Source organism: Burkholderia sp. PAMC 28687 (genome assembly GCF_001577465.1).
Lineage (GTDB): Bacteria > Pseudomonadota > Gammaproteobacteria > Burkholderiales > Burkholderiaceae > Caballeronia.
On sequence record NZ_CP014506.1, the window covers coordinates 872,668 to 889,714 of the forward strand.

Here is a 17,047-nt window from a genome sequence, read left to right on the forward strand (position 1 = left end):
TGGAAAACGCTGCCTGCATGACCTGCGCCCAAGCTTCGGATCGTTCTGGATCCCAACGCTTGCAAAATCCTTTCGATGAAGGCGTGCCGCATCTCTGATGACCGCATGCCCTGCGGGGTTTGAGTTGCGTGACGCGATGCCCGAGCGGTACGAGCCGGGAAAACGATGCACCGTGGATTAGACCTTTGTCACCGGTGCATCGTTTATCGCATCTTTACCTTCAGTGAAGGATTTACCCATGACTCCAACCAGCCCGAGATATCGGTCAAGACTGGCGACATCACTCTTCGATCTTTTAAATCCCATCCCGTACGGACTTTTCGTCGGCACCCTGATCTTCGACATTATCTACGCGATAACAGAAAATGTTTTCTGGGCTAAAGGCGCTGCGTGGCTCGTAACCGTCGGACTCATTTTCGCGATCATTCCACGCTTCATCAATCTCGGCCACGTCTGGTTCGGATACCGCTACGCAGGCAAAAATCGCGAGAGGCTGGCCTTCTGGCTGAACCTGCTCGGCATCGTCGCGGCAATCGTGAACGCATTCGTTCATAGCCGCGATGCTTACGCCCAGGTTCCGCTGAGCGTCATTCTTTCAGTCATTACAGTCGCGTTGCTGATCCTTGCTCAAATCGCGCTCGCGTTCGACAAGTTCGATTTCAAGGAGACGGCTCGTGAATAGATCCATCTTGACCAGCGTGATCGCGGTGGCCGTCGCAGCTTCGTTCAGCGGATGCGACGAGAAAGCCAAATATGATTCCGCGCATCAGGCCGGCGCCAATCCGCCATTGCCGAGCGCTCAGAGTTTCTTCACGCCGCCCATGCAGGTACCCAAGCATGTTGGATGGCAGAACAACGAAACACCCAAGGTCGCGGACGGCCTGAAGATCGAGAAGATCGCGTCCGGGCTTGAACATCCACGGCAGGTGTATGGGCTTCCTAACGGCGACATCCTGGTAGCGGAATCCAGCAGCCCCGATGCCGAACCTGTAACCACGCCGAAGCAGTTGATTGCGGGCATGGTCCAGAGCCGTTCGGGCAAGGAAGCGAAGGGTGGCAACCGCATCACGTTGCTGCGAAAGCGCACCGATGGCAGCGGCGAATGGGACAAGCATGTGTTCATCGATCATCTGCATTCGCCGTTCGGCATGCAACTGGTCGGCGACACGCTGTACGTGGCCGATACCGACGCCATCCTCAAGTTCCCGTACAAGTCCGGCGATACGGCCATTACCACGACCGGTGTCGAACTGACCGACCTTCCGGACCGGGTCAACCATCACTGGACCAAGGCGCTGCTCGCGAGCCCGGACGGCAAGAAGCTTTTTGTCGGCGTCGGATCGAACAGCAATGCCAGCGAGAACGGACTCGACGTCGAATACCGCCGCGCTAACGTCCTCGAAGTGGATATCGCCACCGGCGGCAGCCGCATCTTCGCGGCCGGCATACGCAATCCGACCGGGCTGCAATGGGAACCGAAAACGGGACAACTCTGGGCAGTCGCCAATGAACGGGATGAAATCGGCGCCGACCTTGTTCCGGACTATTTGACCTCGGTGAAAGACGGCGCCTTCTATGGCTGGCCGTACAGCTACTATGGGCAGAATGTGGACCGGCGCGTGCAGCCGCAACGCCCCGATCTGGTCGCGAAGGCGATCCCGCCGGATTATGCGATCGGCTCGCACGTTGCGCCGCTCGGCTTGTTGTTTTATACCGGCGATAACCTTCCGGCACAGTTCAAGGGCGGGGCTTTTATCGGCGAGCATGGCAGTTGGGATCGTTCGCCGCTGAGCGGTTACGCGGTCGCGTATGTGGCGTTTGAGAACGGCAAACCGGTCGGCACGCCGAAACCTGTTGTGACGGGCTTTGTGACCGCTGACGAGAAGGAACTGCGCGGTGCGCCGGTCGGGCTCGCGCAGGGTCAGGACGGCGCGCTCATCATCGCCGACGATGCCGGCAACACCGTCTGGCGCGTGACGAAAGCAGGAGGTTGAACGTCACGTCGCAAGAGAAAGAACAGCACTTCTTACGTCTTGCGGGCGGCGCGCGGTCTCTGTTGCGGATCGCCTGCCGCCCGTTTTCGTGGCCGGCCGGTTGTGTCGAAAATTTGGAGTTGCCGCATAATCCAAGCGGGCAACATCCATTGCCACGCATTTGATGATGTAAGGAGCCGATATGCCTTTGGTCAGAATCAACGTTTCGAAAGAAGCCTCCGCTGATAGCGTCCAAGCCATCAGCGATGTCATTTATGAAGCCATGCTCGCCGTTGCGAATGTTCCGGCGAACGACCGGTTTCAGATCATCACGCGCCACGCACCCGGCGAGCTCGTGTATCCCACGGAGGGATACCTGGGCATCGATTATTCGCCGGGCATCGTTTTTATACAGGTGACGTGGAATGCAGGGCGCTCGGTCGATGTAAAGAAAGCCTTCTACAAAGCGGTTGCAGAAGGCGTTCATCAAAAAGCGGGGGTGCGGATCGAGGACGTGTGGATCAGTCTGATCGATGTCCAGCGCGAGAACTGGTCGTTCGGGAACGGTGAAATGCAGTACGCGCCAGCCGATTAAGACTCGCTCGGCTCGGAAGCCGCTGCCGGCGCTGATTCGGCAGGCGCGGCTTCGGCGGGTGCTGCAGGCGTCGCCTGCGCCTTGGCCGCAACGCGGGCTACCCGCGCTTCCTCGAGCTTCTGCGCGCGAACCGCATCTTCCGGCGACACGCGGCCGGCTTCTGCGCCCGAAAGATCGACGCGAATCGCGTCGACGCTCATTGCGCTCCAGTAGCGGCTGCCGCGGCACCACACCTTGATGGCGTCGCGCAGTTCCGGCTGTGTCACCTTCAACTCCGCGATATGCGCAATCAGATCCTCGAAAATGCCGATCTTGAGCGGAACCTTGGGTGCCGGATTTTTCGGGAACGCTTCCGGGAAACGCTTTTGCAGCCGGCCGATATGCACCACGACCGGATCTACCGGTTTGGCATTGACCGGCGGTTTCGGCTGCGGCGGAGCCTTCGATACCGGTTTCGCGGGTCTCGGATGGGGCTTGCGATCGGACCTGACGTCGGGTTTGCCATCCGCAGCCGGTTTCGCTTTCGAAACGGCGGACGGCGCCCGGTTGCGGTCTGCGCGCGCGGGGGCCTTCGTCTTAGCCGATTTTGAAAGCTGATCCCTGAGTTTTGCTAGCTGTTCGAATCCCATTACGTCCGTCCGGGCAAAAAGAACAGGAATTGTAGCAGTCCCGCGACCAGCAAGCGCTGACGTCAGTCACACATAAGCTGCGGGCGGGGTGCGGTATCCTTGCCTGTTCCTCGGACCACCACTCTTATCCCCCATGTCCAAGCTTCCTTTCGATGCCGTACTGTTTGACTGCGACGGCGTGCTCGTCGATTCCGAACTCATCACCAATCGCGTACTCAGCGAAATGCTGGGCGAACTCGGATGGCGTCTGAGCGTCGAGGAAACCATGCGGATTTTCGTCGGCAAGGCCGTAAAAGACGAGGCGCCGCTGATCGAAGCCAATACCGGCGTGCCGCTTACGGAGGAGTGGCTCGTGCAGTTCCGGGAGCGGCGCAATGTGGCGCTCGAGCGCGGGCTGGTCGCTATCGATGGAGCGCTTTCAGCCGTCGAAACGCTGCACCGGGCGCTCGATGGACGCATCGCAGTGGCCTCCGGCGCCGACCGCTTCAAGGTCGAGATGCAACTGACGAAGGTCGGCATGATCGATTATTTCAATGGCCGTGTTTTTAGCGGCCATGAAATGGCGCACACCAAACCGTTTCCAGACGTATATCTGGCGGCGGCCAGGGCGCTGGGTGTCGATCCGGCGCGCTGTGCCATTGTGGAAGATACGGTCACGGGTGCGACTGCCGGCGTTGCTGCGGGCGCCACGGTGTTTGGCTACAGCCCGCATGAGGAAGGTCATAGCGAGCCGCGAGCGCTTCGCGAAACGGGTGTGGTCCAGGTATTTCGGAACATGGCCGAGTTACCCGCTGTGCTTGCTCAATGGCAAGGCCGCGCCGCGTGATGTCGGCCTGAACGTTTTGTTCAGCGCGAGTCATTGCTGGCGGTCCGCGAAAGCATATCGACCCATTCGAGTCGTGCGGGATTCGGGCGCGCGGACATCAAGTCCGCACAAACCCCGGTCTAACGATTTGTCCAACAATGACGCTCAAGGCAAGTGATTGCCGCCCGTCACGCCATAGACCTCGCCTGTCGTAAAGCTCGATTCCTGCGACGCCAGCAACACATAAACCGGCGCCAGTTCCGCCGGTTGGCCGGGCCGTTTCATGGGTACTTCGGAACCGAAGGTGACGATTTTTTCCTGGGGCTGTCCGCCGCTTGGCTGCAGCGGTGTCCACACCGGTCCCGGTGCAACGGCGTTCACACGAATGCCCTTGCCAATGACTTGCTTCGCCAGTGCATGCGTGAATGCGGTGATGGCAGCTTTGGAAGGCGCATAGTCGAGCAGGCTCGGGCTTGGCTGGTAGCTTTGAATGGAGGTCGTGTTGATGATCGTCGCGCCGGGCGGCATGTGCGGCAGCGCTGCCTTGCAGAGCCAGAACATGGCAAGAACGTTGGTGCGCAGCGTGGCTTCGAACTGCTCGGTGCTCAGATCGGCGATGTCTTCGACCGCCGTCTGCTTGCCCGCCACATTGACCAGGATATCGATCCCGCCCAATTGCTCGATCGTCTGGGATACGAGCGACTTGCAAAACGACTCGTCGCCGATATCGCCCGGAAGTGCGACCGCCTTGCGGCCGGCTTGCTCGACAAGGCTCACGACTTCGCGCGCATCTTGCTCTTCGCTTTGCAGGTAGTTGAGCACGACATCCGCGCCTTCGCGTGCGAACGCGATCGCGACGGCCCGGCCAATGCCGCTGTCCGCACCGGTGATGAGCGCGCGCCGGCCGGCCAGTCTGCCAAAACCCTTGTAGCTGGTTTCGCCGTGATCGGGCCTGGGGTTCATGTCGGCGGTGAGTCCGGGAGCAGACTGCGGCTGCTTATCGAATTCGGGTTGGGGATATTGCTTGGTGGGGTCCTGCATTGCGTACTGGTTTTCGGTGCTCATGCGTGCTCCTCGGCTAATTGAATAAAACGATTGGTCGTCGGCCAAGTACGCAGCAATGCACGTTCCATACAAAAAAGGCCGAAGCGATTTGCTTCGGCCCGCTTGAGGTTGGCCCAAAGACTTACAACGTTCCGGTTCCTGGACGCACTACGCGGCTGCGTGCGGAAATTGCATCGTTGCCTACAGCCGTTCCGCCCACATCCTCGTACGGAGGCTGATGACGGAACCCCGCGCCGCCCGAAACAATGGCGATGATCGCTCCAACAAGGAGGGCGGCAAACGAGAACCAGCTTGCACGAGCGACACCGCGTGCGGCGGTATTGGCGGTCTGCCTTGCATCCTGTTCGGCGTCGGGGCTCGACGCGGCGGACGCAGCCGATGCAACCGCAGCCTGCAATTGCTGCTTCGCGGAATTCATCATGGATGGATCTGCGTTAGCCTGGTTTGCGGCCGTCGCGCCGACTTGCGCGCTCGTGGCGGCGACACTGCCAACCGTGCTCACGGCGCTTCCGATCAGCGAAGTCATGCCGAAGACAATCAAAAGCGTCATGACGGCCCATGAAAGGAGACCGTGCAGCCAGCCAAGGACGGGTGCGCACCGGCCGGCAAAATAAGAGCCGATGAAAACAGCGAGCACCGTTGTAACGATCACCCAGACGCCTGATCCAAAGCCGAATCCGTGCATGGGATTGGGCTGGGACAACGGAGACAGCAGTGAGGCGCCTATGGCGGCACCAAGCACGCTCATGATGAGATAGACGATGGACGAGAGAATCACGCCAGCGATCACGGAACCCCATGAAAGGCGCGGCAGACCGTCTTGAGTATTGAGCAGTTTCATAAGTTTTCCTGATTGAACGGAAGCCGAAGGGGTTAAGAATGTGTCCTGGTATATGCGCGCAGTGGCGTGCCCCATTGTGGAGCAAACGCCGTGCCGCGGGTATCGGCCAGGAGGCATCTTCGCTAATGGAACGGGGAAAGCTGGGTTAACGCGGTTATGCGCCGCTTTCCCCGAGAGCCATGTCCGCCAGCATGTCGGCAGCCAGCGATTCGAGCAGGGCGCGCAGGGCGTCGACTGACATGTTTTCGGGCACAGCAAGCACTGCCTTGACCGCGAACTGATGCGCCCGCGCGGGTCCGGACGCGAGTTCCGTGGTGAGTTTCTCGATGCTGACGTCGTGCGCCGACAAACTCGCCGACAGATCCTGCACGATGCCGGGACGGTCGGGTGCCGTCAGCTCCAGCGACACGCGCCGCCGGCCGCTCTCGAGCGGCGGCAGGTCGCCGCGTGCGATCACGACGCGCAGTCCCGCGCTTTCGAGATCGCGTAATGCGGTAGTCAGCGCATCGGCGTGACGCTCTGCAACTTCGAACTGCACCATGCCGGCAAACTGGCTGCCGATGCTCGCCATGCGGCTGCCGGTCCAGTTGGCGCCGAAAGCCCGCGCGCGCTCGGAGAGCAGATTCACGATACCCGGACGATCCGCGCCGATCGCCGTGACGACGAGCGTTGCAAGCGGTCCGGCCGGCTCCTCGCTGATGTCGATGCGTCGGCGAATGATCGGCGCACGCGTGGCGAACTGCGCGTCCTGCACGCTCGCCGGCAGCTCGCCATGTTCACGAGCGTGATGGGCGACGCGCAGCAAAAGCTCAAGCCCCATTGGCGCGAGCGCGCGTTCCCAGAGTTCCCGTGCGGTTTCGCCCTTCTTGACGAAGCACCAGTCCTGCGCGGCAATCGCGCCCGCATCCCAGCCGTGCGAGAGATGGTAGATGGAGCCACCGGCGATCGGGTCGCCTTCCAGGATGGTCCACTCGACCGCCGCAATGCCGCGGTGACGAGGCAGCAGCGAAGGGTGATAACCCACGCCGCCCAGGCGCGAGCGCGCCAACGCCTCGTCGCTTACGCGCGCATGAGTGTGCGCGGCGACGATCAGACCAGTGTCTTCGGGAATGGCGCTGCCGTCGATGAACTTCGGATCCTCGTGGATGAAGGTCGGCAAGTTGGCCGCCCGGGCAGCCACGGCGAGGCGGTCGTCGGCGGCGGGCGCCACCACGCCGGCGATCTCGATTCCATCGGCCAGAAACGCTTCCAGCACCAAGGCGCCGAAATACCGCGATCCTACGATCGTGCATTTCATCAAGCTGTCTCCCATGCAACAGGGTTGACTGTGCGCGTGCAGCCGGCCAGGGCCGGCGCCGCTTTATTGAATCGAGCCCACATTGTCATATGAACAGCCGTCCGAATCTACACGGGGTGGCTTGCCTGCCCTCAGGGTTTGAGGACGACCTTGATGCACTCGTCTTCCTTGTCGCGGAACGTCTTGTACATCGCAGGACCGTCTTCCAGCGAAACCGTGTGGGTAATGACGAAAGACGGATCGATCTGGCCTTCCTGAATGCGGTTCAGCAAATCGTCCGTCCAGCGTTTCACATGAGTCTGGCCCATCTTCCAGGTCAGTCCCTTGTTCATCGATGCACCGAACGGGATCTTGTCGATCAGGCCGCCATACACCCCTGGCACGGAGAGGATGCCTGCCGGACGGCACACGTAGATCATTTCGCGCAGTACATGCGGACGGTCCGACTCCAGCATCACGGCCTGCTTGACGCGGTCGTAGACGGCATCGACAGAACGGGTTGCATGGGATTCCATGCCAACCGCGTCGATACACTTTTCCGGGCCCTTGCCATTGGTCAGCTCCTTTAGCCGGTCGAGGACGCTTTCTTCGTCGAAGTTGATGGTGATTGCGCCACCAGCCTTCGCCATGGCAAGGCGTTCGGGCACCCGGTCGATCACGACGACCTGCTTTGCGCCCAGCAGCACGGCGCTGCGTATCGCCATCTGGCCGACCGGGCCCGCGCCCCAGATTGCGACCGTATCGTCGGGCTGGATGTCGCAATTGACCGCCGCTTGCCAGCCAGTCGGAAAGATATCGCCCAGAAACAGGACTTGTTCGTCGGTCAGGCCGTCCGGAATCTTGACGTGGGTGGTGTCGGCCATGGGCACGCGGACGTACTCAGCCTGGCCGCCCGCATAACCGCCGGTCAGGTGCGAGTAGCCGAACAGTCCGGCCGTGGCATGGCCGAACACCTTGTCGGCCTTGTCCTTGTTACGGTTGCTGCGTTCGCAAACCGAAAAATTGCCGCGTTTGCACTGGTCGCAATCACCGCAGAAGATGGTGAAGGGAACCACGACCCGGTCGCCAACCTTGAGCGCCTTGTTGTCCTTGCCTACTTCGACCACTTCGCCCATGAACTCGTGGCCCATGATGTCGCCGCTTTCCATCGTCGGCATGAAGCCGTCGAACAGATGCAGGTCGGAGCCGCAGATCGCGCAAGTCGACACCTTGATGATCGCGTCGCGCCCCTCTTCTATGACCGGGTCGGGCACCGTGTCACATCGAATGTCGTGTTTTCCATGCCAGCGCAGGGCTCTCATTTGCAACTCCTGAATGTTCGTTAGCCGGGATCCGTGAGCACCCTTCAGACGTCTCACTGTCGGCCACGACAATTCAGCAATACCCATTCCAAGCGAACCAACGCGACTTCAGCGAGCCGCGCACACATTCGTCAAATCGACGTCACCCCCATGGCGACCGAAATCACCAGCATGACGGCCGTCGCAATCCAGCCGAGCGCGCGCAGCCAGCCCCGAGCGGCGAATCTCCCCATGATGTCCGGGCGGCACGCGATTTTCATCATCACGAACATCACGGGCACCGCGACCACGCCATTGAGCACCGCGCTCCAGTAGAGCGCCTTGATTGGATTGACGGAAGTGAAGTTGATGACCATGCCGATCAGCGTGGCAATCGCGATAGTCGCGTAAAACGCCTTCGCTTCCTGCATCTTGCGGGTGAAACCCACCGGCCAGTCGCGCGCCTCGCCGATCGCATAAGCCGCCGATCCGGCCAGCACCGGCACGGCCAGGAAGCCGGTCCCGATCAGCCCGACCGTGAAAAACAGCGCAGCGAACGGGCCGGCAATCGGCCGCAGCGCCTGGGCTGCCTGCGCGGAGGTTTCAATATCGACAATGCCGCCCGCGTGCAGCGTCGCCGCCGTGGTCGCGAGGATCGCCAGGGCGACCATGTTGGATAGCCCCATGCCGGCCATCGTATCGACTTCTATTCGATGCAGCGCCGCCGGACCCTGCTCGGGTGCATCGAAGAGATCCACGCGCCGCGGATGCACGCGCATGTCCTCGACTTCTTCGCCGGACTGCCAGAAAAACAGATAGGGGCTGATCGTGGTTCCGAACACGGCAACAACAGCAGTCAGATATGCCGATGTCCAGAGCGGACGCGGAATAAACAGGCTGCTTGCGAGCCGGGACCAGTCGACATGCGCCACGGCCAGCACGGCGAAATAAGCAAACAGGGAGAGCGTGAACCACTTGAGCACGGCCACGTAGCGTGTGTATTGCAGCAACAACTGCATGGCGACGCAGATCACTGAGAACAGCAGCACATACAGCCATTTGGGACCCGGCAGTAAAAGCGAGAGTGCATCGGCCATGGCGCCCAGATCGGCGCCCACGTTGACGATGTTCGCAATCAGCAGCAGCACGACGATCCATTGCAGCAGCCATGCCGGATAGTGCCGGCGCAGGACGCCTGCAATGCCGTGGCCGGTAGTGCGGCCGATGCGGGCGCTGATCATCTGGATGGCGACCATCAACGGATAGCTGAAGAGCAGCGTCCACGACAGCCCATAGCCGAAGGCCGCGCCCACCTGGCTATACGTGGCGATGCCGCTGGGGTCGTCGTCGGAGGCGCCTGTAATGAGGCCGGGGCCGAGCACGCCCAGCAGATGCGGTTTGGTCGGGCCTATGACGGGGTCGGGACCTTCTGCATCGTAGTCCGGCAAGGGCTTGTTCATGATGGCCTAGTGCCTGGTTTTTCGTTTGTATCGAACGTTCGGCCCGCGCGTCTGAAGTCACGCCACCGTCAATCGATGAAACAAGACTTGTTTGACTGAATCGAGTACGACGGCGAGCACCGCCGCGGCGCCCAGCAAGCCGAAAATGACGACGAACGGCACGGCATCCATCAGAACGCCGTTGATTGCCAGGACGCTGATGAACGTCAGATCCACCATGGACGACAGAATCAGCCATTTCCCCGGCACCGAACTCCATAGATGTTCCCGTTCCCGCGCGACATAAAAGACCGCCTGACCGCTGAATACGAGCGTCACGACTGCCACGGTGCGCAGCATGCCGGTGTCGAAGCCCAGTGCAAATTTCGCCGTTGCGAGGCATGCAACGCAGAACAGCAGATCCACGATTCCCAACACGATACCCGCGATGGTCAGGTTGCGGATGCGCCAGATGTTCGGGCGTGGCGAGGGGCGCACGTTATCGGTGGAAGACGACATGGCCAGGAAGTCGCCGGTCACCATCATCAGCACCATGAGCGCCGGCGTGAGGATCGCGTGACCCGTCAGAATCAGGCCGACGGCAAGGAACAGGACCTGCACGATCTTGTGGATGATCGAGCGCAGCGTGTAGGTCAGGATGCGCTGGAACGTGGTCCGGCCTTCCTTGACCAGCGCGACGATACCGCCAAGGCCCGCTTCCGTGAGCACGACGCCCGCGGCCGATTTCGCTACATCCGTGGCCGTCGATACCGCAATGCCCATCTGCGCCTGCCTTAACGCGGGCGCGTCGTTCGCGCCATCGCCGCACATCCCTACAATGTGTCCGCGCTGCTGCAGCGACTTGACGAGCTGGTACTTGTCCTCCGGCAGCACGCCTGCGAAGACCGCGTAGCTTTCCGCATTCATGTCGGCGGGAATCGGGCTCTTGTCCCAGACAGCGCCCTTGATGCCAACCGATGTCGCCACCGTTTCCGCCGTCTTGCGCGCGTCGCCCGTCACCATGACCGTGCGCACGCCGAGCCCGTCGAGTTCGGTAACCAGCGCAGCGGAGTCGTCGCGGGGCGGATCGCTCAGGGCGATGAACCCGGCTATCGTCAGGGCACCGGACGTTCCGGCCGCGACGGCCAGTACGCGTAATCCCTTGGCCTCGAATTCATCCACGATCGGCGCCGCATCTGCGTTCGGCTGCGCGAGTGCCGCAATGGTCGAGAATGCGCCTTTCAAAACGCGTTGTTGCGCGCCGTCTGCACGGCGCACTGTGGCTTCAGAGCGTTTCAGGGCGGGATCGAACGGAATGAACGTGATCAGCGCCGGTGTGTCCTTGACCGGCTGGCTCGCCGATGCGCGGCGGATGGCGGTATCGACGGGATCCTGGCCGCCGTCCGAACTCGCGGCTGCGGCCAGTACCAGGACGTGGGCTTCGTCGTAGGGCGGCAGCGCGCGAACAGCCATTACCGCGAGTTCGTTGCGCGTCAGCGTGCCGGTCTTGTCGGAACAAAGAATGTCGATGCCCGCGGCTTCATCGACGGCTGAGAGGCTTGTCGGCAAGACGCCGCGGCTTGCGAGCGAGCGTGCGCCGACCGCGGCGGCGAGCGTGAACATGGAAGGCAACGCCACGGGAATCGACGATAAAAGCGCCACGAGCAGCAGCGGCACGACCTCGCCGATCGGCATGGCAACCGAAAACGCATAAATGCCAAGAAACAGGGTCACCGCGCCGTTGAACAACACCAGATTGCGCACGACACGCAAGACCGTCTTCTGTTGCGAGCTTTCGACCTTGGCCGTGCGCACCAGTTCCGCCGTGCGGCCGAACTTCGTGCGCTCGCTGGTTGCGATCACTTCCGCCACGGCTTCGCCGCGACGCACCAGCGCGCCGGCAAACGCCAGCGATCCCGCGCCGGATTCGGTGGCGGCGGATTCGCCGGTGAGCATCGACTGGTCGAGGAGGACCGAGCCGGCGCTCAGCCGGACATCGGCGGCGACGACGGTGCCAAGCGACAGCTTGACGATATCGCCCGCCACAAGCGCGGCCGCCGGGACGGTAGTCCACTGGCCGTCGCGACGCACGGCCGCAATCAGCGCGAGGCGTGACTTGAGGGTATCGACGGTGGCTTGCGCCTGACCTTCCTGGAATAGCCCTAGCCCCGCGTTGAAGAGCAGCAACAACAGGACGATACCCGCGCCGACATAATCGCCCAGTCCCAGTTGCAGCACGATGGCCGCTTCGAGCATCCACGGAACCGGCGCCCATAATTTCCTGACTGCGCGCCATAGCGGGTGAGGCGTGATATCGGCAACGGCGTTCGCACCGTTTTGTTTGAGCCGTAGCGCGGCTTCCGCCGTGCTGAGGCCGGCGGCATCGGTTGTCGTGAGTTTCGGCGCACCCGCTTGCGGGACCGAAAGGGCGATGGTGTCATCGCCCGGGCCGGGCGACGAGACGGTCAAGAGATGCTCCACGCGTCAGTCGTGCCCAGGGCCCTGCTCGAGCTTGCGGCGAGTTTCGATGGAACGGCGTGTAGCCGTTCTGTATGGTTGCCTGGCATGATTTTCCGATTCCGAGAGGAGGAGGTCGATCACGCGCTGGATCATGACCGGCGATGAACGAGTAAGGACCATCCTTGAAGGTAGTCCACATCGCGACGCCCTGGTTGACCCAGGTCAACAAGCAGCCCTTATAGAGCGACCTGAGCGGCCGGGTCCATCTCTTTGTCGACGGGCGCGATGCCGCGTTCGGCAAGTACGTCGTCCAATGAAGAACGCAACAGGTCGATGGCGCGCATCAGCCGGCCTGGAACGGAACCATGGACGAACCAGACATCGACGCCGGTGCGGAAATCGGTGGTATCGATGATCTGCAGCGCCGCCCGGTGCGAACTTCGCTCCAGTATGTCCGGCGTGACAAGCCCGATACCCAGCCCGCGTGCGACAAGGGACAGTTGCAGCTCGGAGCCGAATGCTTCGACCGCGACGTTCAACGGCAGGCCGGCTGCCTGCAGTGTGCGCCTCAACACCGAGCGCATTCCGCAGCCGTCCTGATTGAGCACCCACTCGTGGCGGCTCAGCTCTGCGAGCGTTGCCGGCGCGTCAGGAAGCCCGAGCGAACGCGCCGCGACAATCACCGTCGGCACGAATGCGAGGCGCGCTGCGTGCAATGCCTCCGGCGGCGCGAAGCCGGGCGGCATCAATACGATTGCTGCATCGAGCGATCCGCGTTCGACGCCTTGCACGAGTGATGGCGACCAGCCCGCCGTGACACGCAGCGTCAGTCGCGCAAACATGCAGCGCAGACGGTCAACGGGCTTCTCCAGCGCCACTTCGCCGAGAAAGGGCGGCATGCCGATCCGCATTTCGCCGGACGGTTCGCTGTCGAGCGATGCAACCGACAACAATTCGTCCACCGCGCGCAGCACGGTTCGCGCGAGCGCATACACCTCGTTGCCGGCAGCCGATGGCTTGAGCGGCTTGCTCTGACGCTCGAGCAGTTCCACGCCAAGCATGGTCTCGAGGTTTTGCACGCGCCGCGTCAAACCCGGCTGCGTGAGATGGAGCTTTTCCGCGGCACGAACCATCGAACCGCTTTCTACGACTGCGACAAACGCCTGCAAGTCCCGGGTGTTCACAATTAACTCGCATAATCATTATCAACATTTTTCAATTGTCGCATAATGTTCGCATCGTTAGGATGCTTCTCTGATCCAGTCCAGAGAAAACATTCGATGCGTCCCACCGCAGAAACCACCCCCGTCGTCAGTACGGCGCCGGAAGCCGACGCCACCCCTACGCTCACTGTCCCGCTGACCGTTTTCTTCGCAACCGCAGTCGGCGTGATGGTGATGAACCTGTTTGCCGCTCAAACGCTGACCGGCGCGATCGGCTTGAGCCTGCACCTTGCACCGCAGTTCGCCGGCCTCGCTGCCATGCTGCCGCAACTTGGCTACGCAATCGGACTGGTGCTGCTCGTGCCGCTGTGCGATCTGCTGGAGAACCGTCGGCTTATTGTGTGGACGCTTGCGTGCGGCGCCGTCTTTCTCGCAATCGCGATGGTCGCCGACTCGCGCGTCTTGTTTCTCGTCGCTGTATTGCTGGCAGGCGTTGCGTCCAGCGCCATCCAGATGCTCGTCCCGATGGCCGCTTCAATGGCGCCGGAAATTCATCGCGGACGCGCGGTCGGCAATGTGATGAGCGGCTTGATGCTCGGGATCCTGTTGTCGCGTCCGGCCGCGAGCCTGATAGCGGGGACAGTCGGCTGGCGTGCTTTCTACGGTCTCGCCGCGCTTACCGATGCGCTGGTCGCCGTCGTGCTGTATCTGAAGCTTCCCGTGCGCACGCCGGGCAACCGGTCATCGTATTCCGCTCTCCTGTATTCGCTTTGGACATTGGTGGCAACCAAGCCTGTGCTGCAACGCAATGCTGCATCGGCGGCACTGGTCATGGGTGCGTTCAGCGCGTTCTGGACCGCGATCGGCCTGCGGCTCGTTCAACCGCCGTTCGGCTTCGGCATGAATGGCATTGCGTTGTTTGCGCTCGCCGGTGCGGCAGGAGCGATCGTGACACCGCTCGCCGGCCGTGCGGGCGACCGGGGATGGAGCCGCAAGATGCTGCTGGCCGGCCATCTGACGATGCTCGTTGCGCTCCTGGTAATCGGCGTGGCCGGTGCCGGCTGGGGAGGCTTTTCGGCGCAGGCCCATCCGATATTGGCTGTCGCGATGCTGGTCGTAGGCGCGGGCGCGCTCGATGCCGGTGTTGTCACCGACCAGACGCTCGGCCGGCGGGCAATCAACCTGATGGACCCGACTGCGCGCGGGCGACTGAATGGCTTGTTCGTCGGGATATTCTTTGTTGGCGGCGCGCTCGGCGCCGCATTGTCAGGCGCTGCCTGGGCGCTGTCCGGATGGTCCGGCGTCTGTGCGGTTGGGTTCGTGTTCACCGCCTTCGCTTTCGTCTTGCGGGCCGCGGGGGAGAGGAGCAAATCGCGCTTTGCCGCTCAGCAGAAGCAGTGACGATAAACATCCGGATCCTGTTCCGCTTCACGCGCCGATCATCCCGCCCAGGCATTGACCTCAAGAATCGCGTCGGCGAACGCATCCGGCGCCTCCTGCGGAAGATTGTGACCGGCATTCGGAACCACGCGGTTCTCATGACGGCCCGTGAACCGCTTCAAGCCGGCCTGACTGCCGCCTGGAGGACTGACGCCATCGGCATCGCCTTGCAGCGTGATGGCCGGCACCGTGATGGATGGCATGACCGCCAAGCGGCGCTCTATGTCGTCGAATTGCGGATCGCCGTCGACGAGTCCATAGCGATGCCGGTACGAATGGATGACGACATCGACGAAATCCGGATTGTCGAATGCAGCGGCTGAACGCGCGTACGTGTCGTCGTTGAAATGCCAGGTCGGCGACCACAATGACCATAACAGCCGGCAGAACTCACGACGATTCTCGGTCAGTCCGGCCCGGCCGCGTTCGCCGTGGAAATAGTACTGGTACCAGAGACGGTATTCCTTCTCCGGGCTTTCAGGCTGTGAAGCGGTGGCCAGGTTCTGGATGTTGTAGCCGTTCACCGAGACCAGGCCTCGCGCTCTTGCAGGGTAGAGCGCTGCCACGATGCACGACGCGCGGCCGCCCCAGTCGTATCCGCCGAGCACGGCTTGTTCGATCTGAAGTGCGTCGAGCAGCGCCAGCAGGTCCGCCCCGAGCGCTGCCTGCTGACCTGACCGGGGTGTCGTCGGTGCAAGAAAGCGCGTGGGTCCGTACCCCCGCAGATAGGGCGTCAGGACCCGGGCGCCCTGGGCCGTCAGGCGCGGTGTGACGTCGTCGTAGGCGTGAATATCGTATGGAAAGCCGTGCGACAGGATCACCGGCCATCCGTTGGGATCGCCTTGTTCTTCGTAAGCGATGTCAAGCAAACCGGTTGCAATGTTCTTGAGCATGACGCCGTCCTCAGGGTGAATTGTTCCGGCCGGAGCGTGGCGGATTTCGAGTGAATGCGCCACGGAAGGATATCGATCGCGTGGCTCGCAAGCAATCTAGATTTATTCGGGGTTCGTGTTAGTTCAACTTTCGTGATGGAGATCCTTGGGCTTGTTGACGGAGGGCGGCCCCAGCTGAGACTACGCCGAAACGGCCTTGTCATGACGCCCAACGCGAACGGAAGCGTAGCTACCGTTCGCGTTGACCCTTTTGCATGTTCCACGTCACTTCGCAGTGTCGTGAAGGTCCGCTTGCGACGGCACTCGCTCACCCGGATGTTTTGTTACAGCATGGACGTCCTGATTGCGCGCAACGGTGGCCGCGCTGGGCGGATAGTCGTTCTTCGTAGTCGGAATGATGCCATCGTGCCGCGCTTGTACCAGTTCCTGCTGCACTTGCTGGCGAGTTTTTCCGCTTGGCGGCGTTTGAGCAAACGCAACCACTGACGCGCATGTCAAAACCAGAACTGCGGGAATATTTTTCGACGCTTTCATAATTTGGTTTCTCTCGATTAAGGACCGCCGATGTGGCGGCTTGGAGAGAAGTTTGTACGGCCGACGGTGCACGACCATGATCGCGCCATGATAATTTTGTCATATAGAAAAAACTTATAGACCATTCAATACAGTTCGGACTTCTAAATCCGGATGACAAAAAAATCATCTGGTCGTCATGTTCACATGGGAAGCAACGCCTCAGACTGGGATCAATTGAAGACCGCTTCGGTCCGCATTGTCTGGAGGTATTTCTCATGAAGCCAGCTCTCATTCTGATCGCCGTTTTTGCGGTAACCCTTTCCTCGAATAGCTTCGCGGATGGTGGGCACGACTATCCGCCACGTATCCTCGACAGACCGAGTTATCCCGCGCAGACGCCCGATGCCGGCCGAACGGACCCCTCCACCGAAAAGCTGCCTTCACAAGCGATGCCTGACGATGCACTTCAGGAAAAGGTCGATGGTGCTAGTGCCGATCCCTCTGTCAGCAAGTTGATTCACAGGGTCGGGCCTTGATACCAGGGGCCGAAACGCGTTCCCCGCCAAAGACTTCACACGCCCTGCACGATCGTTACTAGGTTGAGGCCACCGCCCGCGTCCAAGAAAATCGATCGGCCACGGGCGTTTGGGG

The 17,047-nt window shown here is 61.5% G+C and carries 16 protein-coding genes; 6 read left to right on the top strand and 10 right to left on the bottom strand.

Going from position 1 to position 17,047, the window contains the following annotated elements; all coding sequences use genetic code 11:
- Nucleotides 1–238 precede the first annotated feature (238 nt).
- From AX768_RS19350 to AX768_RS19360, 3 genes are all read left to right on the top strand, one after another.
- A complete protein-coding gene (locus tag AX768_RS19350) occupies nt 239–682 on the top strand; it encodes a DUF2231 domain-containing protein (RefSeq protein WP_062001691.1) in 444 nt (147 codons plus the stop codon).
- Nucleotides 675–1,994: a PQQ-dependent sugar dehydrogenase gene (locus tag AX768_RS19355; RefSeq protein WP_062001692.1), complete on the top strand. Its 1,320-nt coding sequence runs from the start codon at nt 675–677 to the stop codon at nt 1,992–1,994. Before AX768_RS19350 ends, AX768_RS19355 begins: the two co-directional genes overlap by 8 nt.
- 181 nt (nt 1,995–2,175) lie before the next feature.
- A complete protein-coding gene (locus tag AX768_RS19360; protein WP_062001693.1) occupies nt 2,176–2,568 on the top strand; it encodes a tautomerase family protein in 393 nt (130 codons plus the stop codon).
- Here the strand turns inward: AX768_RS19360 and AX768_RS19365 are convergent.
- Entirely contained in the window at nt 2,565–3,197 is a 633-nt protein-coding gene (locus AX768_RS19365; protein WP_062001694.1) for a ProQ/FinO family protein, read from the bottom strand. The two genes, AX768_RS19360 and AX768_RS19365, sit on opposite strands and share 4 nt — an antisense overlap.
- A 133-nt stretch (nt 3,198–3,330) precedes the next feature.
- On the opposite strand from AX768_RS19365, the gene AX768_RS19370 reads away from it, so the two are divergent.
- The gene (locus AX768_RS19370) at nt 3,331–4,023 is read left to right on the top strand and encodes an HAD family hydrolase (protein ID WP_062001695.1); all 693 of its coding nucleotides are present in this window, start codon (nt 3,331–3,333) and stop codon (nt 4,021–4,023) included.
- 144 nt (nt 4,024–4,167) lie between these two features.
- Here AX768_RS19370 and AX768_RS19375 read toward each other — a convergent pair whose 3' ends face one another.
- The 7 genes from AX768_RS19375 to AX768_RS19405 form a co-directional block, all read right to left on the bottom strand.
- Nucleotides 4,168–5,067: an SDR family oxidoreductase gene (locus AX768_RS19375; RefSeq protein WP_062001696.1), complete on the bottom strand. Its 900-nt coding sequence runs from the start codon at nt 5,065–5,067 to the stop codon at nt 4,168–4,170.
- A gap of 121 nt (nt 5,068–5,188) precedes the next feature.
- A complete protein-coding gene (locus AX768_RS19380; protein WP_062001697.1) occupies nt 5,189–5,908 on the bottom strand; it encodes a TIGR04086 family membrane protein in 720 nt (239 codons plus the stop codon).
- A gap of 154 nt (nt 5,909–6,062) precedes the next feature.
- Nucleotides 6,063–7,205, bottom strand: coding sequence for an ACT domain-containing protein (locus tag AX768_RS19385; protein WP_062001698.1), 1,143 nt, complete (start codon nt 7,203–7,205; stop codon nt 6,063–6,065).
- Nucleotides 7,206–7,336: 131 nt separating this feature from the next.
- On the bottom strand, nt 7,337–8,506 hold the full coding sequence (locus AX768_RS19390) for a zinc-dependent alcohol dehydrogenase (RefSeq protein WP_062001699.1): 1,170 nt from the start codon (nt 8,504–8,506) through the stop codon (nt 7,337–7,339).
- Between the two features lie 131 nt (nt 8,507–8,637).
- Nucleotides 8,638–9,945, bottom strand: coding sequence for an NRAMP family divalent metal transporter (locus tag AX768_RS19395; protein WP_062001700.1), 1,308 nt, complete (start codon nt 9,943–9,945; stop codon nt 8,638–8,640).
- Nucleotides 9,946–10,002: 57 nt separating this feature from the next.
- Nucleotides 10,003–12,405: an HAD-IC family P-type ATPase gene (locus AX768_RS19400; RefSeq protein ID WP_231941407.1), complete on the bottom strand. Its 2,403-nt coding sequence runs from the start codon at nt 12,403–12,405 to the stop codon at nt 10,003–10,005.
- A 215-nt stretch (nt 12,406–12,620) separates the two neighbouring features.
- Nucleotides 12,621–13,568 carry a LysR family transcriptional regulator gene (locus tag AX768_RS19405; protein WP_062001701.1) on the bottom strand — a complete coding sequence of 316 codons (948 nt, stop codon included), beginning with the start codon at nt 13,566–13,568 and terminating at the stop codon, nt 12,621–12,623.
- Between the two features lie 96 nt (nt 13,569–13,664).
- On the opposite strand from AX768_RS19405, the gene AX768_RS19410 reads away from it, so the two are divergent.
- Complete coding sequence (locus tag AX768_RS19410) at nt 13,665–14,948, top strand: MFS transporter (protein WP_062001702.1); 1,284 nt, start codon at nt 13,665–13,667, stop codon at nt 14,946–14,948.
- Between the two features lie 38 nt (nt 14,949–14,986).
- Here AX768_RS19410 and AX768_RS19415 read toward each other — a convergent pair whose 3' ends face one another.
- The gene (locus AX768_RS19415; protein ID WP_062001703.1) at nt 14,987–15,880 is read right to left on the bottom strand and encodes an alpha/beta fold hydrolase; all 894 of its coding nucleotides are present in this window, start codon (nt 15,878–15,880) and stop codon (nt 14,987–14,989) included.
- 264 nt (nt 15,881–16,144) lie between these two features.
- On the bottom strand, nt 16,145–16,492 hold the full coding sequence (locus AX768_RS19420; protein ID WP_231941408.1) for a DUF4148 domain-containing protein: 348 nt from the start codon (nt 16,490–16,492) through the stop codon (nt 16,145–16,147).
- Between the two features lie 179 nt (nt 16,493–16,671).
- Here AX768_RS19420 and AX768_RS19425 point away from each other — a divergent pair, with 179 nt between their 5' ends.
- Complete coding sequence (locus AX768_RS19425) at nt 16,672–16,932, top strand: hypothetical protein (protein WP_062001705.1); 261 nt, start codon at nt 16,672–16,674, stop codon at nt 16,930–16,932.
- Nucleotides 16,933–17,047 lie beyond the last annotated feature (115 nt).